Origin of the sequence: Massilia luteola (assembly GCF_034420155.1) — a bacterium.
GTDB classification, from domain to species: domain Bacteria; phylum Pseudomonadota; class Gammaproteobacteria; order Burkholderiales; family Burkholderiaceae_D; genus Telluria; species Telluria luteola.
Map to the genome: position 1 here is coordinate 1 of NZ_JAXOFN010000051.1, position 24,723 is coordinate 24,723.

The 24,723-nt window shown below is 63.6% G+C and carries 25 protein-coding genes, 1 other RNA gene and 1 pseudogene; 13 read left to right on the forward strand and 14 right to left on the reverse strand.

From position 1 onward, the window contains the following. A pseudogene (locus U9J41_RS28130) lies at positions 1–276 on the forward strand (IS4 family transposase); the annotation flags it as partial. Between the two features lie 32 nt (positions 277–308). Here the strand turns inward: U9J41_RS28130 and U9J41_RS28135 are convergent. From U9J41_RS28135 to U9J41_RS28150, 4 genes are all read right to left on the reverse strand, one after another. Beyond that, entirely contained in the window at positions 309–1,712 is a 1,404-nt protein-coding gene (locus U9J41_RS28135) for an MATE family efflux transporter (protein ID WP_322405482.1), read from the reverse strand. Positions 1,713–1,796: 84 nt separating this feature from the next. Beyond that, positions 1,797–2,702: a c-type cytochrome gene (locus U9J41_RS28140; protein WP_322405483.1), complete on the reverse strand. Its 906-nt coding sequence runs from the start codon at positions 2,700–2,702 to the stop codon at positions 1,797–1,799. A 76-nt stretch (positions 2,703–2,778) separates the two neighbouring features. Further along, positions 2,779–3,042, reverse strand: a complete 264-nt coding sequence (locus U9J41_RS28145) for a hypothetical protein (RefSeq protein ID WP_322405484.1) — start codon at positions 3,040–3,042, stop codon at positions 2,779–2,781. Continuing rightward, positions 3,039–3,551 (reverse strand): hypothetical protein, encoded by a 513-nt coding sequence (locus U9J41_RS28150; RefSeq protein ID WP_322405485.1) that lies wholly within the window; start codon positions 3,549–3,551, stop codon positions 3,039–3,041. The genes U9J41_RS28145 and U9J41_RS28150 overlap by 4 nt, the downstream gene beginning before the upstream one ends. A gap of 398 nt (positions 3,552–3,949) precedes the next feature. Between U9J41_RS28150 and U9J41_RS28155 the strand changes: the two genes are divergently transcribed. The 8 genes from U9J41_RS28155 to U9J41_RS28190 all read left to right on the forward strand — a co-directional run bounded on the left by U9J41_RS28155 (position 3,950) and on the right by U9J41_RS28190 (position 10,073). Beyond that, positions 3,950–4,693 carry an alpha/beta hydrolase gene (locus U9J41_RS28155; RefSeq protein ID WP_322405486.1) on the forward strand — a complete coding sequence of 248 codons (744 nt, stop codon included), beginning with the start codon at positions 3,950–3,952 and terminating at the stop codon, positions 4,691–4,693. A 124-nt stretch (positions 4,694–4,817) separates the two neighbouring features. Further along, positions 4,818–5,750, forward strand: a complete 933-nt coding sequence (locus U9J41_RS28160) for a DnaJ C-terminal domain-containing protein (protein WP_322405487.1) — start codon at positions 4,818–4,820, stop codon at positions 5,748–5,750. Between the two features lie 3 nt (positions 5,751–5,753). Continuing rightward, on the forward strand, positions 5,754–6,074 hold the full coding sequence (locus U9J41_RS28165) for a chaperone modulator CbpM (RefSeq protein ID WP_322405488.1): 321 nt from the start codon (positions 5,754–5,756) through the stop codon (positions 6,072–6,074). An 88-nt stretch (positions 6,075–6,162) separates the two neighbouring features. After that, positions 6,163–7,494: an Nramp family divalent metal transporter gene (locus U9J41_RS28170; protein WP_322405489.1), complete on the forward strand. Its 1,332-nt coding sequence runs from the start codon at positions 6,163–6,165 to the stop codon at positions 7,492–7,494. 93 nt (positions 7,495–7,587) lie between these two features. Further along, positions 7,588–8,163: a type 1 glutamine amidotransferase domain-containing protein gene (locus U9J41_RS28175; protein ID WP_322405490.1), complete on the forward strand. Its 576-nt coding sequence runs from the start codon at positions 7,588–7,590 to the stop codon at positions 8,161–8,163. A gap of 137 nt (positions 8,164–8,300) precedes the next feature. After that, the gene (locus tag U9J41_RS28180) at positions 8,301–8,888 is read left to right on the forward strand and encodes a type 1 glutamine amidotransferase domain-containing protein (protein ID WP_322405491.1); all 588 of its coding nucleotides are present in this window, start codon (positions 8,301–8,303) and stop codon (positions 8,886–8,888) included. An 82-nt stretch (positions 8,889–8,970) separates the two neighbouring features. Continuing rightward, on the forward strand, positions 8,971–9,549 hold the full coding sequence (locus U9J41_RS28185; protein WP_322405492.1) for a helix-turn-helix domain-containing protein: 579 nt from the start codon (positions 8,971–8,973) through the stop codon (positions 9,547–9,549). 2 nt (positions 9,550–9,551) lie between these two features. Continuing rightward, positions 9,552–10,073, forward strand: coding sequence for a GNAT family N-acetyltransferase (locus U9J41_RS28190; protein WP_322405493.1), 522 nt, complete (start codon positions 9,552–9,554; stop codon positions 10,071–10,073). A gap of 59 nt (positions 10,074–10,132) precedes the next feature. On the opposite strand, the gene U9J41_RS28195 is transcribed toward U9J41_RS28190, so the two are convergent. Together U9J41_RS28195 and U9J41_RS28200 are read right to left on the reverse strand one after the other, a co-directional pair. After that, positions 10,133–10,351: a hypothetical protein gene (locus U9J41_RS28195; protein WP_322405494.1), complete on the reverse strand. Its 219-nt coding sequence runs from the start codon at positions 10,349–10,351 to the stop codon at positions 10,133–10,135. Positions 10,352–10,377: 26 nt separating this feature from the next. Continuing rightward, positions 10,378–10,635, reverse strand: a complete 258-nt coding sequence (locus U9J41_RS28200) for a hypothetical protein (protein WP_322405495.1) — start codon at positions 10,633–10,635, stop codon at positions 10,378–10,380. Between the two features lie 548 nt (positions 10,636–11,183). On the opposite strand from U9J41_RS28200, the gene U9J41_RS28205 reads away from it, so the two are divergent. Both U9J41_RS28205 and U9J41_RS28210 read left to right on the forward strand, forming a co-directional pair. Further along, entirely contained in the window at positions 11,184–11,774 is a 591-nt protein-coding gene (locus tag U9J41_RS28205) for a hypothetical protein (RefSeq protein WP_322405496.1), read from the forward strand. After that, positions 11,771–12,343 carry a DUF4123 domain-containing protein gene (locus U9J41_RS28210; protein WP_322405497.1) on the forward strand — a complete coding sequence of 191 codons (573 nt, stop codon included), beginning with the start codon at positions 11,771–11,773 and terminating at the stop codon, positions 12,341–12,343. The genes U9J41_RS28205 and U9J41_RS28210 overlap by 4 nt, the downstream gene beginning before the upstream one ends. Before the next feature lie 43 nt (positions 12,344–12,386). Here U9J41_RS28210 and U9J41_RS28215 read toward each other — a convergent pair whose 3' ends face one another. The 8 genes from U9J41_RS28215 to ompA form a co-directional block, all read right to left on the reverse strand. After that, positions 12,387–13,106, reverse strand: a complete 720-nt coding sequence (locus U9J41_RS28215) for a hypothetical protein (protein ID WP_322405498.1) — start codon at positions 13,104–13,106, stop codon at positions 12,387–12,389. After that, positions 13,078–15,927, reverse strand: coding sequence for an exonuclease/endonuclease/phosphatase family protein (locus U9J41_RS28220; RefSeq protein WP_322405499.1), 2,850 nt, complete (start codon positions 15,925–15,927; stop codon positions 13,078–13,080). The genes U9J41_RS28215 and U9J41_RS28220 overlap by 29 nt, the downstream gene beginning before the upstream one ends. Then, complete coding sequence (locus U9J41_RS28225; protein WP_322405500.1) at positions 15,924–16,589, reverse strand: peptidoglycan-binding protein; 666 nt, start codon at positions 16,587–16,589, stop codon at positions 15,924–15,926. Before U9J41_RS28225 ends, U9J41_RS28220 begins: the two co-directional genes overlap by 4 nt. 554 nt (positions 16,590–17,143) lie before the next feature. Continuing rightward, positions 17,144–17,502, reverse strand: a transfer-messenger RNA (tmRNA) gene (ssrA, locus tag U9J41_RS28230). A gap of 103 nt (positions 17,503–17,605) precedes the next feature. After that, positions 17,606–18,139: a glycine zipper 2TM domain-containing protein gene (locus tag U9J41_RS28235; RefSeq protein ID WP_322405501.1), complete on the reverse strand. Its 534-nt coding sequence runs from the start codon at positions 18,137–18,139 to the stop codon at positions 17,606–17,608. Between the two features lie 309 nt (positions 18,140–18,448). Then, positions 18,449–19,156, reverse strand: a complete 708-nt coding sequence (locus U9J41_RS28240) for an HAD family hydrolase (protein ID WP_322405502.1) — start codon at positions 19,154–19,156, stop codon at positions 18,449–18,451. Positions 19,157–19,165: 9 nt separating this feature from the next. Next, positions 19,166–19,873: a bifunctional 2-polyprenyl-6-hydroxyphenol methylase/3-demethylubiquinol 3-O-methyltransferase UbiG gene (gene ubiG, locus U9J41_RS28245; protein ID WP_322405503.1), complete on the reverse strand. Its 708-nt coding sequence runs from the start codon at positions 19,871–19,873 to the stop codon at positions 19,166–19,168. Between the two features lie 117 nt (positions 19,874–19,990). Next, positions 19,991–20,704 carry an outer membrane protein OmpA gene (gene ompA / locus U9J41_RS28250; protein WP_322405504.1) on the reverse strand — a complete coding sequence of 238 codons (714 nt, stop codon included), beginning with the start codon at positions 20,702–20,704 and terminating at the stop codon, positions 19,991–19,993. A gap of 395 nt (positions 20,705–21,099) precedes the next feature. Between ompA and gyrA the strand changes: the two genes are divergently transcribed. Then, positions 21,100–23,715 (forward strand): DNA gyrase subunit A, encoded by a 2,616-nt coding sequence (gene gyrA, locus U9J41_RS28255; protein WP_322405505.1) that lies wholly within the window; start codon positions 21,100–21,102, stop codon positions 23,713–23,715. A gap of 154 nt (positions 23,716–23,869) precedes the next feature. Then, positions 23,870–24,723: IS4 family transposase (locus U9J41_RS28260; protein ID WP_322405506.1), on the forward strand; the 854-nt coding region annotated here is incomplete at its 3' end.

A 24,723-nucleotide genomic window follows, 5' to 3' on the forward strand; every position in this document is an offset into this window, starting at 1 on the left:
AACCTGGTACGCCTGGAAATGGCGCGCACCGCTGAACAAGCCAAGTGCGCCCCTAGTGATATCAGCTTTGTGTTCGCCTTGTCAGCATTTCAATTCGAGATGCAGCATGTCGCGGCCTTGCAGGCCCAAGGAAACATACCTGGCGTCTTGAAACGTATGCGTGAAAGGATGCTACTCGAACTGAATGTCTACCGACCCGGCCGAAAGTTCGACCGGGTCACTAAAGCCAAGCCCCAGCGTTATCCCGAGCGCCGCCTTCGAAGAACCTTAACTTAACGGCATTAGGCTCTGACCCCGAATTCACGACTTCAGGCGACCTCGCGGACGCGCAGCTTCGACAACTGGTTCAGCGACCACGCCAGCAGCACGGCGGCCACGGTCAGGCCCAGCACGAGACCGATCCAGAAGCCCGTCGCCGCCATCGGCTTGCCAGGCGACCACGGGAACCAGTCCGGCGCCAATCCGAGAATCCAGCCGACGGGCAGGGCGACGCCCCAGAACGCGATCATCTGGATCACCATCGGCGAGCGCGTCACCTTGTAGCCGCGGATGGCGGACGCGGCCGCGACCTGCGTCGCATCCGACAACTGGAACAGCGCGGCGAACAGCAGCAGCATCACGCACGTGGCCTGGACGCCCGCGTCCGACGTGTACATCGCCGCGATCTGCCAGCGGAATAAGGCGATGCAGATGGCCGACAGCAGGCCGAACGCGATGCACATCCCGGTGCCGACCCACGCCACGAAGCGCGCGCGCACCGGATTGCCTTCGCCCATCGCCTGGCCCACGCGCGTGAGCGCGCCGATGCCGAAGCTCAGGGGCACCATGAACACGAGCGAAACGAAATTCAGCGCGATCTGGTGCGCCGATACTTCGATCACGCCGAAGCGCGCGACGAGCAGGCTGATGATGCCGAACGCGCTGACCTCCGCGAAATACGTGATGCCGATGGGCAGGCCCAGGCGCAGCATGCTGCCGATCTCTTTCCAGTTCGGCCCTTCCCAGCGCGTGAACGGATACGTCAGGCGGTAGGCGACGCCCCATTTGATCCACCAGACCATCGCGCCGAGCATCAGCCACATGCCCGTCGCCGTCGACAGCGCACAGCCGAGCGCGCCCAGCTTGGGCAGGCCGAACTCACCGAAGATGAACAGCCAGTTCATGACGATGTTGTAGAGCAGGCCGCAGATGGCGATGACCATGATGGGCTTGGTCTGGTTGATGCTCGTCGTGTAGCCGTACAGCGCGCGGTAGCAGGCGAACGCGGGCATGCCGAAGCTGATGATGTGCAGGAACGTCGACGCGCGGTCGGCCACGGCCGCGTCGAGGCCGATGTGGTCGAATACGAGCGTGCACAGGTTCGCGGCCAGGCAGCCCGCGACACCGACGCCGAAGCCCATCCACAGCGACTCGCGCACCGAGTGCGAGATGCGGTCGTAGCGGCCGGCGCCCATCTCGTGCGAGACGACCGAGTTCACGGCCATCATGATGCCCATGACGGTCACGAGGATGATGGACCACACGGACGTGCCGAGCGACACGGCGGCGAGTTCGGCCGCGCTGACGTGGCCCGTCATGGCGACGTCCGCCACGCCCATGCCGACGGTCGCGAGCTGGCCCACGAGCATGGGCCACGAGAGCCGCCACAGCGTCGCGACCTCGGTGCGGACGGGATGCGCCGCGCGGGCGCCGGTGCTGGACAAATTCGTCATGTTCGGTTTGCTGGGAGAAACCGCGCATTTTACTGAGGAATTGCCAAGCCCGTGTGACCGGCGCGCGACGGGCGCGGGACTGCCTCAGCGCTGCGCCAATGTCGTTCCCGGCACCGACTTCAGATAGGAATACAGCGCCCGCAGGTCCGTCTCGTTCATCTGCCGGAACGACCCGAACGGCATCACGGTACTGACCGCGCTGCCGTCCGGCCGGTGGCCCGTCCGGAGCATGGCGATGAAGGCGTCCGGCGTCGGATACCGGTTCATCGCGCTGCCCTTGCCGGGCGCCAGCCGGGCGGCGGGCGGCCACGACGGCGGCGCGCCCGGCACGCGGCCGCCGGCCAGGTCCGCGCCATGGCAGCCGATGCAGGTGGCGGCGACATAGGCGCCATACGCCGGCGTGACGGCGGCCGGCACGGCCTGCGGCGGCGCGAGCGCGTGGTCGATCTTTTCCGAAGCGTCCTTGATGATGCCGAACGCGTACAGCGCCTTGACGGGCACGGGCACGTCGACGACGGCCTTCGCGCCGGACACGGGCCGCATCTGCTCGAGGTAGGCGACCAGCGCCGCCATGTCCTCGTCGCTGAGGCGGCTGTAATCCTCGCTGGGCATGATCATGACGGGATTGCCGTTCGGCTTGACGCCATGGCGCACGGTGCGCACCCAGTCGACGACGCGGTAGTGCGCCGTGGTGCCGTTCGGACCCGCCGTGATGTTGGGCGCGACGACGAGCATGCCGCCGTCGCGCACGACGGTCTTGCCGGCGCCGTCCGCACCGTGGCACTCGGCGCAGCCGCGCGTGTTGTACAGGTAGCGACCGTGGTCGACCCGGGCGACGTCGGGCACGATGTCGAGCGGACGCACGTCCAGCGCGATGCTGCGCGCCATCTTGCGTTCTCCCAGCACCTTGCCGACGCCGACCGTCGCCAGGCCCAGCAGGGCGAGTGCCGCCAATGCGATGCTCGTGCGCCTGACCCATTTGCTCACCATGATTTTCCCCTTGTTGGACGAACGGCAACACGAGGAATCTAGCACTGCCGTTCATGGCCGGATACTGGTTGAAATGCTAATGACGGCCGGGCGAACACGATGCGTCATGCATCAAGCATGCATCATCGAACGGCGTCGCGATTCGCTTGGTCGTGAAGTTGGTGAGCCACTGCGGGTTGGCGTCCTTGCTCCAGTTCGCCGTGCCGTTGTTCCCGTTGCTGTCCAGGACGTTCTGGCTGCCGACGCAGTCGCCGGGCGACCGCATATGGCAGTGGTCGGTCGCGCCGTCGCCGACCTGGCTGTTCTTGACGATGATCCAGCCGCTGTTGTTGCCGTTCATGCAGGCATAGGACCCGGCAGCGCATGTCGGCCCCGTGACGTTCTGCAGCCAGGTCGGCGGCCGACCGCGCGCCGCCAGCGAAATTGTCCCGCTCTCCGTCGACGGCGCGCAGGCGATCGCTGGGCAGTGTGCGGTTGCCGTTCGACACGCAGGTCGACAGATCGTACGTCGCATAGACGTTGGTCGTGCCCATGCCGTAGGCCCTGCACGCGCGCGTCGTCGTTCTTGGCGAGCAGCGCCAGGATCGACCCCTGGCTGAAGCCGCTGGCCACGATGCCCTTGCTGCAACCGGCCGTCGCACGCGAGCACAACTGCGACACGGTGCTCAGCGCGCTGTTCGGATTGCACATGCAGCTCGACTTGGCGCCGAGCACGGAACTGGTGCCGAACCGGGAGGGCGCATAGTCGACGGTGGCCGCGACATAGCCTTGGGCCACCATATCGTCGACAGCCGCCATGGCCGCCGCATTGTTGTCGGTCTCGCTGGTGCCCACGATGTCGATGAACACGGGATAGGGGCCGTCCCGGAAGGCTCCACGCCGGCGATGCTGTAGCCCATCGAGCATGAGCCGCGGACGGTGCCGGCGCCAAGGCTACGCCGGTAACTCATCACGTAGTCCGGCCAGTTCATCACACGTTTGCCCATGGAGGCCTTGTCTGATAGACACTTCTAGTGAAGCCTGGGAAGTGGCTTTGAGCTATAAACCATTACAGGGGAAAGACAGTGCGTATATGTTTCTTGATAAGTCTTGCTTTGTTCTTGATCAATTTCGCATCGGCCCAAGCAGCGACTTGGCAGCCGTCGCCGGAACATCGGCAGATTGCCATTTGGCCTGGTGCAATACCTAATGCAACGTCTCTTGAACAGCCAGAGTCGGTAGTTCCTGCAACAGGACACGGTGGATGGATGCAGATCAATAACGTCAGCAACCCGACGATGACCGTGTACCCGCCGAAGGGCCTCAACACCGGAGCTGCTGTCATCGTATTTCCCGGCGGGGGATTCCGAGTCTTGGCCATCGATCTGGAAGGTACCGAGATCTGCGATTGGCTGACATCCCAGGGGATGACTTGCGTATTGCTCAAATACCGCGTCCCCGGCGGGAATGACTACTTTGACGAAAAATGTCGATGCAGAATCTTTCCAAAGATACCACTCGCGCTACAGGATGCGCAGCGGACCATAAAGCTCGTGCGATCGAAGGCGAGAGAGATGAACCTGAACCCGCGAAAGATCGGCGTCATCGGCTTCTCGGCAGGGGGCTATTTGGTGGCGCAGGTCAGCAATATTGTCTCGTCTGCCTACGCAACGGTTGATCCTGTGGACGAGCTAAGCAGTCGCCCCGATTTTGCTATTGCGCTTTATCCGGGTCACCTTTGTCGCTCTGGAGCACTCGAATCAAGCATTCACGTGACGAAGGAAACGCCGCCCACATTTCTGGTGCAAGCTTGGGACGACCCGGTCGACCCCATCTGCAATAGCACGCTGTATGCCCGGGCGCTCAATGAGGCAGGTGTACCGGCAGAGGTTCATTTGTTTGCAAAGGGCGGACACGCTTTCGGTCTTCGGGAAAAAGACCATCCGATAGCCGCCTGGCCATCGTTGCTGAAAAGCTGGCTAAAGGAAATCGGCGTTCTATCAATGCGATAAATAAATGTCATTTTGGGTTGATAGCGGTTTCTCGACACGAAGCGCCTTGATAGTAATTGAAAAGCAAGCCCCCCGCCTCAACATACGGGTCAACAACCATCCAACCCGATCGGGAGCGACGCTCGTGGAATACAAGGACTACTACCAGACGCTCGGTGTCGAGAAAACGGCGACCCAGGACGAGATCAAGAAGGCTTACCGCAAGCTGGTGCGGCAGTACCACCCCGACGTCAGCAAGCACAAGGACGCGGACGCGAAGACCAAGGAAATCAACGAAGCCTACGACGTGCTGGGCGACGCCGAAAAGCGGGCCGCCTACGATGAGCTGGGCCGCGGCCATCGGCCCGGCCAGGGCTTCCAGCCGCCGCCGGACTGGGGCACGCAGTTCGATTTCGGCGGCGCCGGTGCGGACGATTTTTTCAACGACCTGTTCTCCCACGTGGGCCGGCGCGCGCGCGGAGGCGCAGGCGCGGGCGGCGGCGGTTTTCAGATGCCCGGCGAGGACGTCCACGCGGCGATCGCCATCGACCTGCGCGACGCCTACCAGGGCGCCACGCGTACCATCAGCCTGCGCGTCCCGCAGCACGATGCGCAGGGCCAGGTGACGATGCAGGACAAGACGCTCAGCGTGAACATCCCGCAAGGCGTCACGCCGGGCCAGCAACTGCGCATGCGCGGGCAGGGGCATCCCGGATTCGGCGGCGGGCCGGCCGGCGACCTGTACCTGGAAATCCAGTTGAACCCCGACGCGCGCTATCGCGTCGAAGGAACACACGTGTACCAGGACGTGCCCGTGGCGCCGTGGGAGGCGGCGCTGGGCGCGAGCATCCCGGTGCAGACGCCGTCCGGCACGGTCGAAGTGACGGTACCGCCGGGGTCGCAGAGCGGGCGCAAGCTGCGCTTGAAAGGACGCGGCATTCCCGCCAGGACGCCGGGCGATTTGTACTTGATGCTGAACGTGGTGTTGCCGCCCGCCACGAGCGATCGGGCGCGCGAGCTGTACGAGGCAATGGCGCGCGACCTTGCCTTCAATCCACGCGAACGCATAGGAGCCTGAACGATGCATGACGATATTCTCACCGGCGTGCTGCTGGAGGACGTGGCGCTGACCCTCGACGAACTGGCGCGCGCCTGCAACGTGGAACCCGACTGGGTCGTGCAACACGTGCGCGCGGGCGTGCTGGGCGGCGAGATCAGCGTGCAGGTGACGAGCTGGCGTTTCCGCAGCAACGACCTGGCCCGGGCCCGGCGCCTGCTGAGCGTCGAGCGCGACTTCGACGCCAACGAGGACCTCGCCGCGCTCGTGGTCGACATGGCCGACGAGATCCGCCGCCTGCGCGCGCGCCTGCGCGTGCTGGGCGTCGATTCGGGTATCGGCTGAGGTTCGCGCCGGCGCCCCAGGGCGCCGGTTTTCGGCGGGCTCGGGCGGCACACGGCGTGCGCGGGAATCCCCGTGCTATCTTGCCCTCATGCTCAAACGACCGACCGACGCCAACGCGCCTTTTTGCCCGTCCGAAGTCTCAGGCACCGTCAACGTGCCCGAGAATGGTCCGCTGTGGAAAAAGATCCTGCGCTATGCCGGCCCCGGGCTGCTCGTGTCGGTAGGCTATATGGACCCGGGCAACTGGGCCACCGCCATCCAGGGCGGCTCCCAGTTCGGTTACGACCTGTTGTTCGTCGTTGTGCTGTCCAGCCTGGCGGCCATCGTGCTGCAATGCCTCAGCATGCGGCTCGGCATCGTCACGGGCAAGGATCTGGCGGTACATTGTCGCGAGCAATATTCGCCGGTCCATGCGAAGGGTCTGTGGGCATTCGCCGAACTGTCGATCATCGCGTGCGACCTGGCCGAAGTGCTCGGCTGCGCGCTCGCGTTCAAGCTGCTGCTGGGGGTGTCGCTGCCCGTCGGCGTGGCGCTGACGGCGCTCGATACCATCATCGTGCTGGGCCTCAAGGGCAAGGGATTCCGGCGGCTGGAGGCCATCGTGCTGGGGCTCATCCTGACCATCGGCGCCTGCCTGTTCGCCGAACTGTTCCTCGTCGACCCGGACCCGCGCGCCGTGATGGCGGGCCTCGTGCCGTCGCTGGAAAAGCTGGGCCGGCGCGACGCGCTGTACCTCGCCATCGGCATCCTCGGCGCGACCGTCATGCCGCATAACCTGTACCTGCACTCGTCCGTCGTGCAGACGCGCATCATGCGCCACGACCTCAACCAGGACGGCACACGCCTGGCCGAAGCGATCAGGCTGTCGCGCGTCGATACCGTCGTGTCGCTGTTTCTCGCGCTGTTCATCAACGGCGCGATCCTCGTGCTGGCCGCCGCCGCGTTCTATAAACCGGGCGGCGGCAACGTGATGGACATCGACCAGGCCTATTACCTGCTGGCTCCAGTGGCGGGCACGGCGGCGGCGGCCATCCTGTTCGGCCTGGCGCTGCTGGCGTCCGGCCAGAGTTCCACGTTCACGGGGACCATCGCCGGCCAGGTCATCATGGAAGGGTTTTTGAAACTCCGGATTCCTGGCTGGCAGCGCCGCCTGCTCACGCGCGCACTGGCGTTGGGGCCGGCCATGGTCGGCGTGCTCATGCTGGGCGATCACGCGATCGGCAAGATGCTCGTCGGCAGCCAGGTCGTGTTGAGCCTGCAATTGCCGTTCGCCATGTATCCGCTGATCCGTTTGACGGGAAGAGGCGACCTGATGGGGCAGTTCGTCAATGCCTGGTGGACGTCCGGGCTGTCGTGGTTCCTGTTCGTCGTCATCTCCAGCGCCAATCTGTGGCTGGTGTGGCAGGCGCTGTCCGGCTGACGCGGCCATATCTTCGCGCGCGCCGTTCCGGATCGGGCAAATCTACAATGCACTTCCTGCTTAGCTATTTTTGAACGCTGACACGGAGGTTACATGCAACGAGGAACGAACCAGGCCCTGCAGGGCAAACGCGTAGCCATCCTCATGACGGATGGCGTGGAGCAAGTCGAATACACGGGCCCGCGCGGCTTTCTCGAACAACAGGGCGCCGAGGTCACGCTCGTGTCCCCGAAGCCCACCGGCGACGAGATCCAGGGCTTCAATCACCTGACCCCGGCCGACAAGTTCAAGGTCGAACTGGACGTGCGCGACGCGCGCCCGGCCGACTTCGACGCGCTCGTGCTGCCGGGCGGCGTCGCCAACCCGGACCAGCTGCGCCTGTCGATGGAAGCGATCACCTTCATTCGCGCATTCGGCCGCGAGAACAAGCCGATCGCCGCGATCTGCCACGGCCCCTGGACGCTGATCGACGCCGACCTCGTCACCGGCAAGCACGTCACCAGCTGGCCGACCTTGCAGCTCGACCTGCAGAATGCCGGGGCGGAATGGACCGATGAACCCGTCGTCGTCGACGGTAAGCTCGTCACGAGCCGCAAGCCGGACGACATCCCGGCCTTCAACCAGGCCCTGCTGAGCGAACTGCAGTCGGCCGGGCAGACGAAGCATTGACATATTCTTTAACGTGAGCGAAACGCCGGCCGCCTGCGCGCCGGCGTTTTTTTGCGCGCCCGCGGCGTGCGACGCATCCCGCATCCCCTGCCTAGAATGGATGATCGTCTCGATATATTCGACCAAAAGGAGTTGATATGGAACAAGTTGCCAGCAAGCCCTTACAAGGCAAGCGCATCGCCATGCTGATGACGGATGGCGTCGAACAGATCGAATACACGAGCCCGCGTTCCTTCCTGGAAGAGCAGGGGGCGACTGTCGTCCTGCTGGCGCCCAAGGCCGCCGGCGATGAAGTGCAGGGCTTCGACCACCTGCATCCGGCCGGCCGCTTCAAGGTCGAGATGAACGTGAGCGATGCGAGGCCGGCCGATTTCGACGGCCTCGTGCTGCCGGGCGGTGTCGCCAATCCGGATCAACTGCGCATGAGCAAGGAAGCCATCGCATTCATCCGTGATTTCGATGCCGAGGACAAGATGGTCGCGGCGATCTGCCACGGTCCGTGGACCTTGATCGACGCGGGCGTCGCCACCGGCAGGCACCTGACCAGCTGGCCCAGCCTCAAGCACGACCTGACGAATGCGGGCGCGGAATGGACCGATGAGGAAGTCGTACTGGACGCGCGTCTCGTCACGAGCCGCAAGCCCGATGATCTGCCGGCGTTCAATGACATGTTGCTCAAGGAATTGCTTGTCGCGCCTGGGACGGACCCTGGGCCGACGTCCTGACCGCGTTCTGTCATCCAGTAAATTGGATAACTAATCCAAAATAGTTGACGAAGGCTCTTTCATACTGGAGAATTAATCCATTATGAAAGAAGATTCCTCCGTCAACGGGCGTATCGCCCAACAGGTGCGGCTGCTACGCAGCGCGCAGGGACTGTCGCTGGATGCGCTGTCGACCCAATGCGGCGTCAGCCGCTCGATGCTGTCGCTGATCGAGCGGGGCGAGACCAGTCCGACCGCCGTCGTGCTCGACAAACTCGCGGCCGGCCTCGGCGTGCCGCTGGCATCGCTGTTCGACGATCCGGCGCGCAAGCCGGAGCCCGTCGCGCGCCTTGCCGACCAGGTCACCTGGCAGGACCCGCATTCCGGCTACCTGCGCCGCAATGTCTCGCCGGAAGGAGCCCAGTCGCCGACGCGTATCGTCGACGTCACGTTTCCGCCGCATGCGCGCGTGACGTACGAGGCCGGCGCCCGCACGCCTGCCGTGCTGCAACAGATCTGGATCCTGGAAGGCAGGATGCAGATCGCCTACGGCGCCGAATCGTGGCTGCTGGAGACCGGCGACTGCCTCGCCATCCCGCTCGATGCACCGAATTCCTTCCACAACCCCGGGGACGTGCCGGCGCGCTATGCCGTCGTCCTTACCACGCTTGCCAGGAGCTGACCATGAGTTGCCGCGTTCGCCGTGTTGATACGCTGACCGATGCCGACATCGACGGGCTGGCCGCCGTGCTGCTCGATTGTGTCGAGGGTGGGGCGTCTGTCGGGTTCATGCGGCCGTTTTCCAGCGATCGGGCGTCGGCATGGTGGCGTGGGCTCGCCGCCGACGTCGAGGCCGGCAGGCGTGCGTTGTTCGTGGCCGAGGACGAGGTCGGCATCGTCGGCACCGTACACCTCGTGCTGGCGCAACCGGACAATCAGCCGCACCGGGCCGATTTGTGCAAGATGCTCGTGATGCAGCGTGCGCGCAAGCAGGGTATCGGCGCGGCGCTGATGGATGCGGCGGAGAGGGCGGCGCGTTCGGCCGGCAAGACGCTGCTGGTGCTGGATACGGCCAGCCAGGATGCGGAGCGCTTGTATGCGCGCATGGGCTGGACCAGGCTGGGTGTCGTGCCCGGGTTCGCGCTGTGGCCCGATGGAGGATTGTGCGATACGACATATTTTTATCGCGAACTCGTTGAGCGGTAGTTCGTTTGCCGTACAAAAGTACGAAGCGGAGTGTCCTCCGCCTCGTCCGTCTTTTCTGCTTAGTGCTTGATCAGCGACATCAGATGCTCTGCCGCTTCAGCGACAGGCCGCCCTTGTACCTGGCTTTCCTCGACTTGCACCTGATGATGCGCCTGATCGTGGCGTTGCCGAAAGATGGGCTGGATTTTCTGTTTGCCGATCATGACGGGATCGGTCCTGATGGCGCCCAGAAACCGGGTGCTGTTGGGGTCGGTAATGACGGTCATATTCACTTTCATGGCATCCTCCGTGTGTCAGTGCTTTGTTAATCGGCCGTGAATCCGCCGCCGCACAGCGCGTAGCGCGTGCCGACGCCGTCACAATGCAGCTGGAACCAATAGGCATGCTTGCCATCGGTGCCAAAGGAAATACCCTCATTATCGGTCGTAAGGGTGTTGTTGGCATCCTGCGGCTTTCCTTCGAAAAATTGCGCACCGAAATCCTGACCGTCATTGATTAAAAGGCCGACTTCGATGGTGGAGCCACCATTGATATAACCCCAGTTGTCGACATTGATTGCCATGTTCATACTCCTAGATGGTTAAGAAAACGATCAACCGACGTGATGACCCATCACGTTATTACACAGAGGCCAATGGGCGTATCGCAACAATATTTTGCATTGACTTATTGCGCCTGCGTTCACCCATCGTAAGCCCGCACGAAGGTCTGTAAAGCGTGATTCGTCGTGGTATTGACGCTTATCTACCGGGCACAGATCGGATTGGGAAATTTCCTGAAAATGTAATCCATAAGTGGCTGATTTAAAAAGGAATAGTTTTGGTGTAAATGCCGGCAACTGCGCATGGTGGCCGATAAGCGTCGATGTTCTATTTATCGTTGGAAGTGGCCGAGGTGAAGCAAAAATGCATAAGCTGCGCATGAACTCGCCATTCGACGTGTCGATCCATTCGCCGGCGGGCGCGGGGACATGAAACGGACAGCTGTTGAGATTTCAACGGTATCGTCATCGTGCGGCAATAAAATCAGCATGGCGCGTGGGCTTGTACGCCGCCGCGCTCCCTTGTATCCTTGGCAAGAACATCGACCAGGCGGCCGCTCCGACCACGCATGCACATCACGCTCACGCTAGAAACCGTCGGGGAAACCCTCCACATCCACTCGTTCGCCGACCGCTGTCCGAACTGCGTCGACGCGACGATCGCGTTCGCGGATGAATGGAGCGCGAGCCGCTTCCTGCAACGGCACCGCCACGACGCGAGCTGCATGGCCCGCCTGCGGGCTGCCCTCGCTGCGGACGTCGTCGGCCTGGACCGCCTGACGGACGACGACGTCATCGCGGCCGGCGCCTGGCGGCTGGGCCGCGGCGCGTGGAAAGTCAGCCGTCACGCCCAGCGGCAATCCACTGGCGGTGGCGGTGGCGGTGGCGGTGGCGGTGGCGGAGGTGGGGCGGCGAGCGCCGCGGGCAGTAGCGCGGCCGCGTCGGCGGCGCCGGGGCGCAGCCCGACGCCCGCGGCGGCGCGCACGGCATCGCCCGCGGCGGCTGCCGCCGGTGCGGCGGTCGCAGCGCCCGCCGAGTGGCCCGAAGCGGCGGACCAGATCGCGCAGGCGCAAACGCTCGAACGGGCCGCCCAGTCCGGCGCGCCGTTCTGCGAAATCTGCGAGCAGCGCCGGCGCGAGCGCGCGGGAGCCGCGGCATGACCGACGCGGAACTGCAGGCATTGACAGGCGTCCTCTGGCCCGACGGCGACGGCACGTCGCGCCAGCAGGCCTATTGGCTGCTGGACGGCGCGCGCGATCCGGCCATCTTCGGCCTGCTGCGGGCCGGCGGGCTCGAATACAGCTGCCTGTACACGGGCAACCTGCATCCGCGCCTGCAGGCCGCCGCGCCTTACCTGGTGCATCTGGCGGCGAATTCGCTCACCACCAACCGGTTGCTGCGCAGCGGCTGGGGCAAGTCCTGGGGCATCCTGACGACGGCGGCGCCGGACGTGACGCTGGCGCGCCAGCGTCTCCATTTCAAGAAATTCCTGCGGGTCAGGACGGAGGCCGGCCGCGAACTGGCGTTCCGCTTCTACGACCCGCGCGTGCTGAACGTCTATCTGCCCACCTGCACCGATGCCGAGTTCAAGGCGCTGCTCGGCCCGGTGGCGCGGCTGCTGGCCGAGGCGCCCGGCGGTGCCGGCCTGCGCCAGTTCGATCTCGACGGGCAGCGCATGCGCACGCGCGAACTGGCGCTTGCCGGCGTGGACCCCGCGGCAGCATGCTAGTCCAGGCCTCCTCGTCAGCAATCGGCGGCGATCCCTGATCTGTCTACCGGGGACGTTCGCTTGTGCTCTCCATGAACGACACGGCATCCTTGTCGATCTCTGGAAAACGAATCTTGCAGCTTCCGGCCGTCGTGAGGCCATCGAAACGGGCGAATCCCTCCCCATCGAGGTAGCCTGCAGTTACCTCGCCCGACGGCAACACGACTTCGTACGCGGCCCACGAGATGCCCGCGCCATCCTCGCCCACGAGTTCGATCTCGAGCCAATGCGTGGATTGCCGTTCCGGACACGCCTCGACGACCGCTGCCGGCGCCACGTTGACGCGAGCGCTGGACTGTCCCGTGTTGCTGCGCATGTCCGCAGGGGGCGGAGCGGCCTGCGCGTCGGATCCGGCGCCATCCTGGCCTTGGGCCGCGCGCTGGCTCCCGGACCAGCTTTCCAGCGCCGCCAGCTTGGACTCGGGATCGCCGCCGTAGGCCAGAAGCGAACCCGATACGTCGCGCGGTAAATCCGCCGGCGCCATGCCGTCAAGCGCGACTGCCATGCGCGCGACCTGCTGCGCCTGCGTCAGGCCGCACCGCCGCGCAAAGTCAACCGTTTCAGCCAGCGCTGCCGCGTCTACCGGCTTGCCCGGCGATGCCGCCTGCACGGCGCCGGCGACCTGTTCCAGCAAGCGTTCCCCACCCGCTCGCGCCATCGAATCCATTTGAAATTGACGTATGATCAACATGCCATCACACCACCATGTTGATTTGTTCTTCACGGCAGCCCTCGAGCAATGCCATCGCATAGCCGCCGACCTTGGGCGGAAGGCTGCAGTTGTCCGGTACCGGCAATACGCACCGATACCGGTCTACGGCCACACGCATTTTCTTGCCGTCGCTGGATATCCGCATGATTTTTCCCATCACGAACACCAAGGCGCTCTGTCCCTGCGGCTCGATCACTGTGATTGCTTCCCTCGGTTCGGAAAGGCCGATAGCGAGGTGGACGTACGGCTTGGCGCCCTTTACATGCACGATCGCAACGGGGAGGTCGGGCACTATCATGCCCTGAGGGCTCTTAGCCAGCGGCAACTGTAGCGGTCCGTCCGCCGTTTCGACATTCATGTACGTCGGAGCAAGCGAGGTCACCACGGCGATATGGAAGTCGGCCTTGGGACCTTCCAGCGTGAGCAGTGCCACGGCTGGCCAGGTATCCACGTGCGCGCAATTGGTGTAAGCCAGACGGTGCACCCGTATCCGGTCGCGTTGATCCCTGATCCTGCGATACAGCGACAGATCGTGCTGCAATTTGTAGAACTCGGGTTTCAGCGGCTCCACCTCGATGTCGACCACGACCGGAAGATGGTCGCTGACATAGTTCCGGTAGATGAAAAACGCTTGCTGCAGCGGCGTCAGGTTGGTAAAACCCGGCCAGTCATGCGCCGCGCCCGCCGGGTCGACGGTGCCTTTGGCGATCTCATCCTGGATCCACCCCACCACGTCGACGACGGCCGCGGTCACGATCTTCGACTGGAGTTTCTGCCCGCGCACGAGGACATTGTCGTAGGCGCTCGAGGTAAAGCTTGTGACATCGCCACCCAGTTTTTGATATGGCACGTCTTCGAAGCGCTTGTAAGGGCCATCGCTGCTCGTCTTCTTTTTGCTGTTGAAGACCGTCGTCAACGAGCTCGGTACTTTCGGTATCGCAGGCTCGAATCCCGCCGCCAGCAGGCCAGAATAGGCGCGGCCCGCGGCGGCGCCCTTCATATTGCCGAGGCTTTCGGTCGGGTCGAGGTTCAGGTCGCCGATGATAATCGCATTGTCGTGATCGCCCAGGCGCTTTTTGTCGCCCGCATCGGCGTCGAGCATCTGGAGCACGGCATCGACGCGGATCTGCATGCCCTTCGCGTTATCGTCGCCAAACGGGGCATGAAAACCAACCACCGGGAAGTCGATGGCCGTCGTTTCAGTACTCAGCGTCGCGGACATGGATAAAATGAAGGGGCTCCTGCCGTACGTGCTTGCGGAGGGATCCAGATAGGGCAATTTCGGGCCCTGCGGAGCAATGGTCGGGAATTTTATGCGGTCGAGCCCGGCACTGAACGCCACCGCCTTGGGGTGCGCGCCATTCTGCGCCAGCACGTCCCCCACTGCCTTGCCGGGGTACCGCTGCGTGAATACCTGGCGGCGCTCGTCGTGGCTCATATCGCGCTCCGGCTGCACGACCGAGTTCGCGATGCCGACGATATCGAGCTTCTGGCCGAGGGTGAGCGGGTTGGGATCGATGCCCTTCGTTGCCACTTCGCGATTCAGCACATACTCCGGATTCGAGTTGGGTTGCAATTTCGTCAGAAATTCGGCCCAGCGGCTGCCATCGTCCCGCGGTACGGGTGGAGGCGTCACCCGTTTATCAATGCCGAGCGCGTCGAACATGGCCGATTCCGCAAACTGGTCCGCATCGATCCCGCGCGCATCCAGGTCCGCCGCCATCAGGTGCCACTTCTGGTCTTCGGTGGAAGTCGCCAAGTGTCCACGGCCGAACAGGTAGGCCGCGCAGCGCTCTTGCGGCGTGTACGGCGCCAAAGGCGGTACCGTGTGCCGCAGCAGGCCAGTGCGATACCGGTATGCCTGCGCCGCCTTGTCACACATCTGGATCACGCCGTCGAACGATCCTTGCGGCTGGCCGCGCGCCAGGATGGCATAGGTTTCCAGGTCAACGCCGCCCAGGGAAAAAGCGCACGCCTTGATTTCATTGCGCAGGTTGTCGGACGCCGTCGAATATGGATTCCAGTCCTGGCATGCTGCGCAATCCACGCTGATCCCGAGCCGTTCGCCGCACGCCGCGCATGATTTCAGCCGGAACATGACGTTGGATTCGGCAACGTCGTTCAGCGGCACCAGCGCCAGATCGGCGATCGCCGCGCTCGTATCGATGTAGGTCGGCTCGTAATAGGCACGCAGCACGTCGCTGCCCAGGTAGAATCTTTTCCACTCGCCGCTGTACACGGGGTTGTTTTTGGGGGAGCGCGGGTTGATGGAGAATGCCTTTGACATCGACGGGAAAAATTTTTCATTTTTTCCGCTGTCGTACAGGTAAATGCGGAACGGGGGCTTATAGCGTTTGCCGGTCAATTCGGTGGACAGCATCTCGTACGTGCTCACCATCGAAGCGACGGACTCCGAATTCTTCAGCACATCCGCGGCCTCCGTTTCCAGTTCCCTGACATCCCACGCTTCTTCGCTGGACTCGTCTTCCTTGTAAGTCGACGGGTTTGCCAGCCGGTGTTCGATCGCGGCGAGATTGACCGAATTATTCTCGCGGCTCTCCAGCAGCAGGCAAATATCCGCTTTCAACTCATCCAGGATGCGGTTGATGACGACATTGACGTAGATATTCCGTATCGCCTTGCTCTCTTCGTACTTCTGCACATTCCACGAGACGATCGTCAACACCTTTTTGGGGGGCGGTCCCAGCGTTGTCAGCCCCATGGCGCTCGACGACGGAAAGGCGTTGATCGGGCCGCCGGATGCGGTGATCGGCCTGCGCTTGACGACGTCGGCGGGCTTCAGCGGACGGTTGGGTTGCGGGGGAAAGGTCATGATGCGGCCTGTGCGTTGGTTGCCGGGAGCGCGCCGGGGGCATCGTGCAGCTGCTGCAGCCTGGCGCGAGTGGCGTCGTCAGCCGTGCCGGTGACCGGCAGGCCGACGCGCTCCTGAAATTTACGCAGCGCTATGTCCAGTTGCGTATCCAGCGGCGCATCGGGATCGCCGCAGAAAAAGCCCAGGTTGTTCAGACGCTTGCGCACACCCGTCAGTTCGTCGACGGGATCGAGGGTTCCCAACTGCAATTGATAGGTTTCGCCTTCGATCGTGACCTCACCGCTCTGCGCATTTGGCGGTACGAAGACGTCGAGGACGCCATCGCCGTCCGTCCGACCTTCCATCCTGTGCTGATCGATCGTTAATACATAGCTTGCGCCCGTACGCGGCCCCTTGTCGGACAGAAACTGCAGGCGCAACCGCGCCGGTACGCCCCGCCGCTTGAAGCGGTGTCGTTGCGATGTCGGCTTGTCGAAGGCGGCCGCACGGCGATCCGGAATCGTCAGCACGTCGCCCGGCATCAGGACATCGCCATTGACGCGCAGTTCCCGCAGCGCCTGGTTTTCCGGCAGCGTCCAGAGCGTGTCCGGGAAAAAACCGAACTGGAACGCGATACTTGTGATCGTTTCGCCCTGCTTTACCGTATGACTTGTCGCCGCCACGCTCGCTCCTTGTTCGATGTAGATAATCGGCCGCCGCTCGCCGCAACGGCCGCAGCTCGATCAGGGCGTGCAAGGCGCAGTCGCCATAAGCGATCGTCCGTCTGGATCACGCTTATCGAGAGGCGCCAACGCCGCCAGGTGGCGTTAGCGGATGATTTTGCGATCTTTCACGTCGAGCAAACCACCACGTCCGCGACGCTTGATGCGGGCCACGCCCAGCCAATTTTCAGGAGAGATAGTTGGTGGAATTGCATGTCAGCATTATAGAGTTTTCACGGGGCGATCAGCAGGATTTTGAACGCGGCCGACTGGGAGGCACGCCTGGGCGGGGGCGTCGGCTCGATGGGGTCGGACAGACGTACCAGGCCCGGCCGGCCCCTTGCAGTATCGCCCGGGCGGCGTGCTCGTTGCCGTCGTTTTATCGAACTCGGAGGATCGGGCGCGCGCCGGCTCGGCCTTCGTCCGTGCAGGATGAGGATTCGATACCTCGGTTCAAGAGGTAATTAAACAAAAGCCCCGCCGGCTTGCGCCGGCAGGGCTTTTATTTTGAATACTGGTGGAGGCGGAGGGAATCGAACCCTCGTCCGCAAGCACTCTACAGACAGTTCTACATACTTAGCACTATCTTTTAATTTAACCTGGCCGACGGGGATGTGCACCCTTCGACCAAGCGAGTTACCTTAAATTTCGGAAGCAACCAAGTAACCCGGTTGAGTCCTAGCCTCTGTAAATGACTCTACTTGCCTTGCGGCCCACCCCAGAGGCGAGGTAGTGTAGAGCTAGCAGCGATTAAGCTGCGAGTGCGTACGAGTTATCGTTTGCAGTTATTGATTTCTGGATGTATTTACGAGGTGACCAGTCCTCGGTATGCCCTGTTCTGCTTTGCAACCCACGTCGAAGCCAGGTCGCCCCCAGAAAGAGAACGCTCATTGTACCGCAATCGGCCAGTGAGCGGAGAGCCCTTGGCGCGCCCTCACATCCGATATGGATGCGAGGTGCGCAGAATCAAGGTCTGTTTAACGCCCCTGGTTCTGGTTGGCGATCTGGTTGCCCAGCACGCCGCCGCCGATGATGCCGGCCACCGTGGCCAGTTTGCGGCCGTTGCCGCTGCCGACCTGGTTGCCCAGCAGACCGCCCACGACGGCGCCCGTGCCGATGGCGACGTAGTTCGGTTGCGCCGCCGGACGCGGTGCCGGTTCATGATAAACCGGTGCATCGTTCTGGGCGTAGCTCGCGTGGTGCACGGTGTGCCGCGGTTTCGCCGGCACTTCCTTGATGACGGTTTCCTTGATCACGACCGGGGCCGGGGCAGGCTGGGCACTCGCGACGGCCGGCTGGGCGTAGGCGGCCTGCAGCGGCTGCCCACCCTGGGGCGCTTCCGCGGCCATCGGCAGGGCGGCCGTCGTGGCGCCCGCCTCGGGTGCGCTGTGCGAGCTCGGCAACAGGCCGGTGATCGCGGCCGCGCCGGCCAGGCTGACGACGATGACGGACACTGCGGCAGCTGCCATCAGCGGGTGGATGCGGGAGGTGGCGGTCTTGATCGTTTCCATTTTTCTGCTCCTGAGACGTTGTTGTCGTATGGCTCTAGATTACTCAGAGGCACTGTGAAGAGATAGACAGTGACCTGTATCAATCGTAAAGATATGTAAATGCCGAGCCGGAAGGCGGCAAGTGTCGTCCAGCGAAGATCGCGATGTTGCTAGGGTATTTGCAACTAACCGACAGCGGGCCGCGATGCTGGGACAACGCCGCCAGGATCGGCGGCGGGGCACAGGCAAGAAGGGAATTGGCCGCTCCACGTCGCTGCCCGCCCGGGCAGGCAGGACGCGGCAGTCAGCGCGGTGAGTCAGCGCGGTGAGTCAGGCTGCCTTGTCCGCAGCCCGCGCGGCATCCGCCAGTTCCAGCAGCATCTGCAGCAGCTGGCGCGGCGTGTCGAGCTGGTAGTCGGCGCCCCACGTCGCCGGATCGATGGACCCGCAATAGCCCCAGTTGCAGGCCACGGTGACCATGCCGGCCGCGCGGCCCGCTTCGATGTCGCGCAGGTCGTCGCCCACGTACCAGCAGTGGGTCGGATCGATGTCCAGGCGGCGGGCCGCTTCCAGCAGCGGGGCGGGGTGCGGTTTCGCGTGCGGCGTCGTGTCGCCCGAGATCACGCAGCCGGCGTGCGCCAGGCCGATCAGCGGCACCAGCGGGTCGGTAAAACGCGCCGACTTGTTGGTGACGATGCCCCACGCCATGCCGGCGGCCGCGATGCCGTCCAGCAGGTCGGGCACGCCGTCGAACAGCGTGCTGTGCACGGCCATCGCCGACCGGTAGCGCTCGAACCATTGATCGCGCAGTTCGTCGAAGCCGTCGTCGCCCGGTGCCAGGCCGAAGGCGGCGCCGATCATGCCGCGGGCGCCGTGCGAGGCGGTCGGGCGCAGCAGCGCGTACGGCGTCGGTTCCAGGCCACGCTCGGTGCGCATCCAGTTGACGGCCGCCGCGAGGTCGGGCGCGGTGTCGGCCAGGGTGCCGTCGAGGTCGAACAGGACGGCGCGCGGCGCGGGCAGGGAAGAAGAAAAAGTCATGAGCGATCGTTAGAGCGGTTTGCTGCAGACCACCATGTAATTCACGTCGGTGTCCTGGTTCAGCGAATAGATCTTGGTCAGCGGGTTGTACATCAGGCCCTTCAGCCCGTCGACGATGAGGCCGGCGTCGCGCGCGAAGTTCGACAGTTCGGCCGGCGTGATGAATTTGGCATAGTCGTGGGTGCCGCGCGGCAGCATGCGCAGCACGTATTCGGCGCCGACGACGGCGAACAGATACGATTTGACGTTGCGGTTCAAGGTCGAGAAGAACACGCGGCCGCCCGGTTTGACGAGGGTCGCGGCGGCGCGCACGATGGCGGCCGGGTCGGGGACGTGCTCGAGCATTTCCATGCAGGTCACGACGTCGAACTGCCCCGGTTCCGCTGCGGCCATGTCCTCGGCCGCGATCAGTTGATAGCGCACCTCCACCCCCGATTCCAGGCTGTGCAGGTCGGCCACCTTGAGGGCCTTTTTCGACAGGTCGATGCCCGTGACCTTGGCGCCCTTGCGCGCCATGGATTCGGCCAGGATGCCGCCGCCGCAGCCGATGTCGATGACGTTCTTGCCAGCCAGCGGCACGCGCGCGTTGATCCATTCCAGGCGCAACGGGTTGATGTCGTGCAGCGGACGGAATTCGGACGTCGGGTCCCACCAGCGGTGGGCCAGTTCACTGAACTTCTGGATCTCTAAGGGATCGGCATTGGTCGTCGTAGTCATAGGACGGAATGATAGCGGAAATGGGTAGCCGGCACGGATGGGGTCGCGAAAAAAACACAGCGCCGGCAAGCATAAAAAAACCCCGCCGGAGCGGGGTTGTTCGGGCGCCAGGCCGGATTACTGCTGCCGGCTGCCGCGGGTACCGACGACTTCGATTTCCACGCGGCGGTTCTTGGCACGGCCGGCGGCGGTCTTGTTGTCGGCGACCGGCTGTTTCTCGCCCTTGCCTTCGGTGTAGACGCGCTTGGCTTCCACGCCCTTGCTCTGCAGATAAGCCTTGACGGCTTCGGCGCGGCGCACGGACAGCTTCTGGTTGTACTCGTCGGTGCCGACCGAGTCGGTGTGGCCGACGGCGATGATGACTTCCAGGTTGATGTCCTTCAGCTTGCCGACCAGGTCGTCCAGCGATGCCTTGCCGGCCGGCTTCAGCACGGCCTTGTCGAAGTCAAAGAAGGCGTCAGCCGAGTAGCTCACTTTTTCCGAGGTCGGGACCGGCGCTGCTGCCGGGGCCGGAGCCGGGGCAGGTGCCGGGGCGGCGACCGGAGGTGGCGGCGGTGCGACGCACTTGCCGTTTTCCAGATGCTCGGGTTCCACGCACAGCGGTGCGTCGCAGCCGGGGACCGCGTCGGCCGGGGTCCAGTAGCCGGTGCGCCAGCACAGGCCGAAAGGATCGCGGGCGATAACGCCACGGGCATCCTGCACGTAAGCGCTGTACGGCGTGCGAGCGTGAATATCGGTGGTCAGCGGCGCATACGGCGGTGCGCTTTGCGCGGATGCACTGCCCGCCATCGCGGCCGTGGCTGCGAATACGAGGGTTGCCAATTTGTTCATATTTCTTCTTCCTTTCGGTAAAATCTTCTAGCAGCGAAACTGCTCAGAGGCAATAAGACGTGAGCATAATATTAACACTCGAGATCGCACGTCGGTTCCGCATTGTGAAACAAGCAATTAACGTCTCGGCCATTTTGCCACATACGCCACATCCGCACGATCAGGCATGGACCAATTGCCGTGCATGGTATTTGTCGCGTTGTTTCTGCGCAACAAGGTGTCGGAAAGCGCGTGCAAGCTTGACGAATGTTTATGACAGGAATGTGTCAACACGTTAATTGTGCCAGTTTGCTATCGCCTCCGCTTGTCCCCGAATTGCGTTGCTGATAGGTCGGCCGTGGTAAAATCATGGGCTTGGAATTCAACAAATCAGCCTGAAGGCGCCGACCCGCACAATGGATCAATTCGCAAAAGAAACAGTTCCAATTTCCCTGGAAGAAGAGATGCGCAAGAGCTACCTCGATTACGCGATGAGCGTGATCGTGGGCCGCGCTCTGCCGGACGTGCGCGACGGTTTGAAACCCGTGCACCGCCGCGTGCTGTACGCGATGCACGAGATGAACAACGTCTGGAATCGTCCCTACCTCAAGTGCGCGCGCGTGGTCGGCGACACGATGGGTAAGTTTCACCCGCACGGCGACGCGTCGATCTACGACACCCTGGTCCGCATGGCCCAGGATTTCTCGCTGCGCTACACGCTGGTGGACGGGCAGGGCAACTTCGGTTCGATCGACGGCGACTCCGCCGCGGCGATGCGTTACACCGAGTGCCGCCTGGACAAGATTTCGAACGAACTCCTGGCCGACATCGACAAGGACACGGTCGACTTCCAGCCGAACTATGACGGCAAGGAGAAAGAACCGACCGTCCTGCCGACGCGCATCCCGAACCTGCTGATCAACGGCTCGTCCGGCATCGCGGTCGGCATGGCGACGAATATCCCGCCGCACAACCTGTCGGAAGTGATCAGCGGCGCGATGCACGTGCTCCGGAATCCGGATTGCACGATCGACGAGCTGATCGAGCTGATTCCGGCGCCCGACTTCCCGACGGCCGGCATCATCTACGGCGTCTCCGGCGTGCGCGACGGTTATCGCACGGGCCGCGGCCGCGTCGTGATGCGCGCCAAGACGCACTTCGAGGAATACGGCAAGGACGGCGGCCGCATCGCGATCATCGTCGACGAGCTGCCGTACCAGGTCAACAAGAAATCGCTGCTGGAGCGCATCGCCGAAAACGTGCGCGACAAGAAGCTGGAAGGCATTTCCGACATCCGCGACGAGTCCGACAAATCGGGCATGCGCGTCGTGATCGAGCTGAAGCGCGGCGAAGTGCCGGAAGTCGTGCTGAACAACCTGTACAAGCAGACCCAGCTGCAAGACACGTTCGGCATGAACATGGTGGCCCTCGTCAACGGCCAGCCGAAGCTGCTGAACCTCAAGCAGATGCTGGAGTGCTTCCTGTCGCACCGCCGCGAAGTGGTCACGCGCCGCACCGTGTTCGAACTGCGCAAGGCGCGCGAACGCGGCCACATGCTGGAAGGCCTGGCCGTCGCGCTGGCGAACATCGACGATTTCATCGCGATCATCAAGGCCGCGCCGACGCCGCCGGTCGCGAAGACGGAACTGATGGCGCGCGCCTGGGATTCGTCCCTCGTGCGCGAGATGCTGAGCCGCACCGAACTGGGCGCGTCCGGCGGCATCGAGGCATTCCGTCCGGAGCACCTGCCGAAGCACTACGGCATGCAGACCGACGGCCTGTACAAGCTGTCGGACGAGCAGGCCCAGGAAATCCTGCAGATGCGCCTGCAGCGCCTCACCGGCCTGGAGCAGGACAAGATCATCAACGAGTACCGCGACGTGATGCTGCATATCGCCGACCTGCTCGACATCCTGGCCCGTCCGGAACGCGTCACCAGCATCATCACGGACGAAATGATGCACGTGAAGTCCGAGTACGCCGACAACGGCAAGGACACGCGCCGCTCCGCGATCGAGCACAACGCCTCCGACCTGGAAACGGAAGACCTGATCACGCCGCAGGACATGGTCGTCACGCTGTCGCACACGGGCTACATGAAGTCGCAGCCGATTTCCGAATACCGCGCCCAGAAGCGCGGCGGCCGCGGCAAGCAGGCGATGGCGACGAAGGACGAGGACTGGATCGACCAGCTGTTCATCGCCAACACGCACGACTACATGCTGTGCTTCAGCAACCGCGGCCGGATGTACTGGCTGAAGGTGTGGGAAGTGCCGCAGGGTTCGCGCAACTCGCGCGGCAAGCCGATCGTCAACATGTTCCCGCTGCAGGACGGCGAAAAGGTCACGGTGATCCTGCCGCTGTCGGGCGAGAACTCGACGTTCCCCGAAGACCACTATGTGTTCATGTCGACGAGCCTCGGCACGGTCAAGAAGACGCCGCTGCGCGACTTCAGTAACCCGCGCAAGGCCGGCATCATCGCCGTCGACCTGGACGAAGGCGACTTCCTGATCGGCGCCGCCCTCACGGACGGCAAGCACGACGTGATGCTGTTCTCGGACGCCGGCAAGGCCGTGCGCTTCGACGAGAACGACGTGCGCCCGATGGGCCGCACGGCGCGCGGCGTGCGCGGCATGAACCTGGAAGAGGGCCAGAACGTGATCGCGCTGCTGGTCGCCGAGAACGAGCGCCAGTCCGTGCTGACCGCGACCGAGAACGGCTTCGGCAAGCGTACCCCGATCACCGAGTACACCCGCCACGGCCGCGGCACGAAGGGCATGATCGCGATCCAGACGTCCGAGCGCAACGGCAAGGTCGTCGCCGCGACGCTGGTCGACGAGACGGACGAGATCATGCTGATCACGACCGGCGGCGTGCTGATCCGCACCCGCGTGGCCGAGATCCGCGAGATGGGCCGCGCCACCCAGGGCGTGACCCTGATCGCGGTGGAAGACGGCACCCGGCTGTCCGGCCTGCAGCGCGTCGTCGAGACCGACCTCGAGGAAACCGAACTGGAACCGGCACCGGAATAACCCGGCTCCGCCGCCGACGAGCCGCCGCGCGCCAACGCCGGCGGCTTTTTTATTTCCAAAAACCGGGGTCAGAGCCTAATACCGTTAAGTTAAGCGGCAAGTTCAGCAACGATCGCTTGTAAACGAGGCCGCGGGCTGTTAACCTGCGGCCTTCATGTTATCTGAATCCCTGCCACTTGTTACTGTCGACTTGGCAGCCCCTGACTGGAGGCGGCTGGGCGAGCATCTACCCGCCGAGTGGATCGAGGCGGCACTGAACTATTCTGGCAAGGCCAGCATCCGCCAGCGGCGTTTGCCCGCGCAGCAGGTAGTATGGCTGGTGATTGCGCTGGCCTTGTACCGACACCGGTCAGTACGTCAAGTGCTGGCGGAACTGGACTTGGCTTTACCGGACCTGGAGGACCGCTGTGTGACCGATAGCGCCGCAACCCAGGCGCGGCAGCGGCTTGGCGAGGAGCCGTTGGCCTGGTTGTTCGCCGCCTCGGCCCGGCGCTGGCACCAGCAGGATGAGCAGCGGTATCAGTTCAAGGGCCTGCAACTTCTTGCCATGGACGGGACCACACTCAAGCTTGCCGACAGTTCCGAAAACCGGGACCATTTCGGCGCACCGCATTACGTGGGCGACGCCACTGCCAGCTATCCCCATGCGCGTTTGGTCACATTGTGCGTGCTCGATACCCAACTCGTTTTGGCGGCGGGTTTTGGCACTTACCGTCAAAGCGAAATCACCTTCGCACGGGGCCTATTGGCGGATATCCCCGACCACTCATTAACGGTCTTCGATCGCGGCTTTCTGGGAGCCGAACTACTCTGCAAGCTCAGCGGTAATGGGCAAGAGCGCCACTTTCTGGTGCCAGCGAAGGCCAACACGCGCTGGACCTTGATCGAAGGCGATGAGAAAGACGGCGTGGTGGAGATGAAAGTCTCAGCTGCAGCACGCAAACGAGATCCGGACCTGCCCGCACACTGGCGCGCACGGGCCGTTCTGACGCCTACGCCGCAGGGGCG

What these genes read in the sequence shown, in the direction of transcription:
- U9J41_RS28135 (WP_322405482.1), bottom strand. Translation starts at nt 1,712, where the DNA reads ATGACGAATTTGTCCAGCACCGGCGCCCGCGCGGCGCATCCCGTCCGC.
- U9J41_RS28140 (WP_322405483.1), bottom strand. Translation starts at nt 2,702, where the DNA reads ATGGTGAGCAAATGGGTCAGGCGCACGAGCATCGCATTGGCGGCACTC.
- U9J41_RS28145 (WP_322405484.1), bottom strand. Translation starts at nt 3,042, where the DNA reads ATGAACGGCAACAACAGCGGCTGGATCATCGTCAAGAACAGCCAGGTC.
- U9J41_RS28155 (WP_322405486.1), top strand. Translation starts at nt 3,950, where the DNA reads ATGCAGATCAATAACGTCAGCAACCCGACGATGACCGTGTACCCGCCG.
- U9J41_RS28165 (WP_322405488.1), top strand. Translation starts at nt 5,754, where the DNA reads ATGCATGACGATATTCTCACCGGCGTGCTGCTGGAGGACGTGGCGCTG.
- U9J41_RS28170 (WP_322405489.1), top strand. Translation starts at nt 6,163, where the DNA reads ATGCTCAAACGACCGACCGACGCCAACGCGCCTTTTTGCCCGTCCGAA.
- U9J41_RS28175 (WP_322405490.1), top strand. Translation starts at nt 7,588, where the DNA reads ATGCAACGAGGAACGAACCAGGCCCTGCAGGGCAAACGCGTAGCCATC.
- U9J41_RS28180 (WP_322405491.1), top strand. Translation starts at nt 8,301, where the DNA reads ATGGAACAAGTTGCCAGCAAGCCCTTACAAGGCAAGCGCATCGCCATG.
- U9J41_RS28185 (WP_322405492.1), top strand. Translation starts at nt 8,971, where the DNA reads ATGAAAGAAGATTCCTCCGTCAACGGGCGTATCGCCCAACAGGTGCGG.
- U9J41_RS28190 (WP_322405493.1), top strand. Translation starts at nt 9,552, where the DNA reads ATGAGTTGCCGCGTTCGCCGTGTTGATACGCTGACCGATGCCGACATC.
- U9J41_RS28195 (WP_322405494.1), bottom strand. Translation starts at nt 10,351, where the DNA reads ATGAAAGTGAATATGACCGTCATTACCGACCCCAACAGCACCCGGTTT.
- U9J41_RS28200 (WP_322405495.1), bottom strand. Translation starts at nt 10,635, where the DNA reads ATGGCAATCAATGTCGACAACTGGGGTTATATCAATGGTGGCTCCACC.
- U9J41_RS28205 (WP_322405496.1), top strand. Translation starts at nt 11,184, where the DNA reads ATGCACATCACGCTCACGCTAGAAACCGTCGGGGAAACCCTCCACATC.
- U9J41_RS28210 (WP_322405497.1), top strand. Translation starts at nt 11,771, where the DNA reads ATGACCGACGCGGAACTGCAGGCATTGACAGGCGTCCTCTGGCCCGAC.
- U9J41_RS28220 (WP_322405499.1), bottom strand. Translation starts at nt 15,927, where the DNA reads ATGACCTTTCCCCCGCAACCCAACCGTCCGCTGAAGCCCGCCGACGTC.
- U9J41_RS28235 (WP_322405501.1), bottom strand. Translation starts at nt 18,139, where the DNA reads ATGGAAACGATCAAGACCGCCACCTCCCGCATCCACCCGCTGATGGCA.
- U9J41_RS28240 (WP_322405502.1), bottom strand. Translation starts at nt 19,156, where the DNA reads ATGACTTTTTCTTCTTCCCTGCCCGCGCCGCGCGCCGTCCTGTTCGAC.
- ubiG (WP_322405503.1), bottom strand. Translation starts at nt 19,873, where the DNA reads ATGACTACGACGACCAATGCCGATCCCTTAGAGATCCAGAAGTTCAGT.
- ompA (WP_322405504.1), bottom strand. Translation starts at nt 20,704, where the DNA reads ATGAACAAATTGGCAACCCTCGTATTCGCAGCCACGGCCGCGATGGCG.
- gyrA (WP_322405505.1), top strand. Translation starts at nt 21,100, where the DNA reads ATGGATCAATTCGCAAAAGAAACAGTTCCAATTTCCCTGGAAGAAGAG.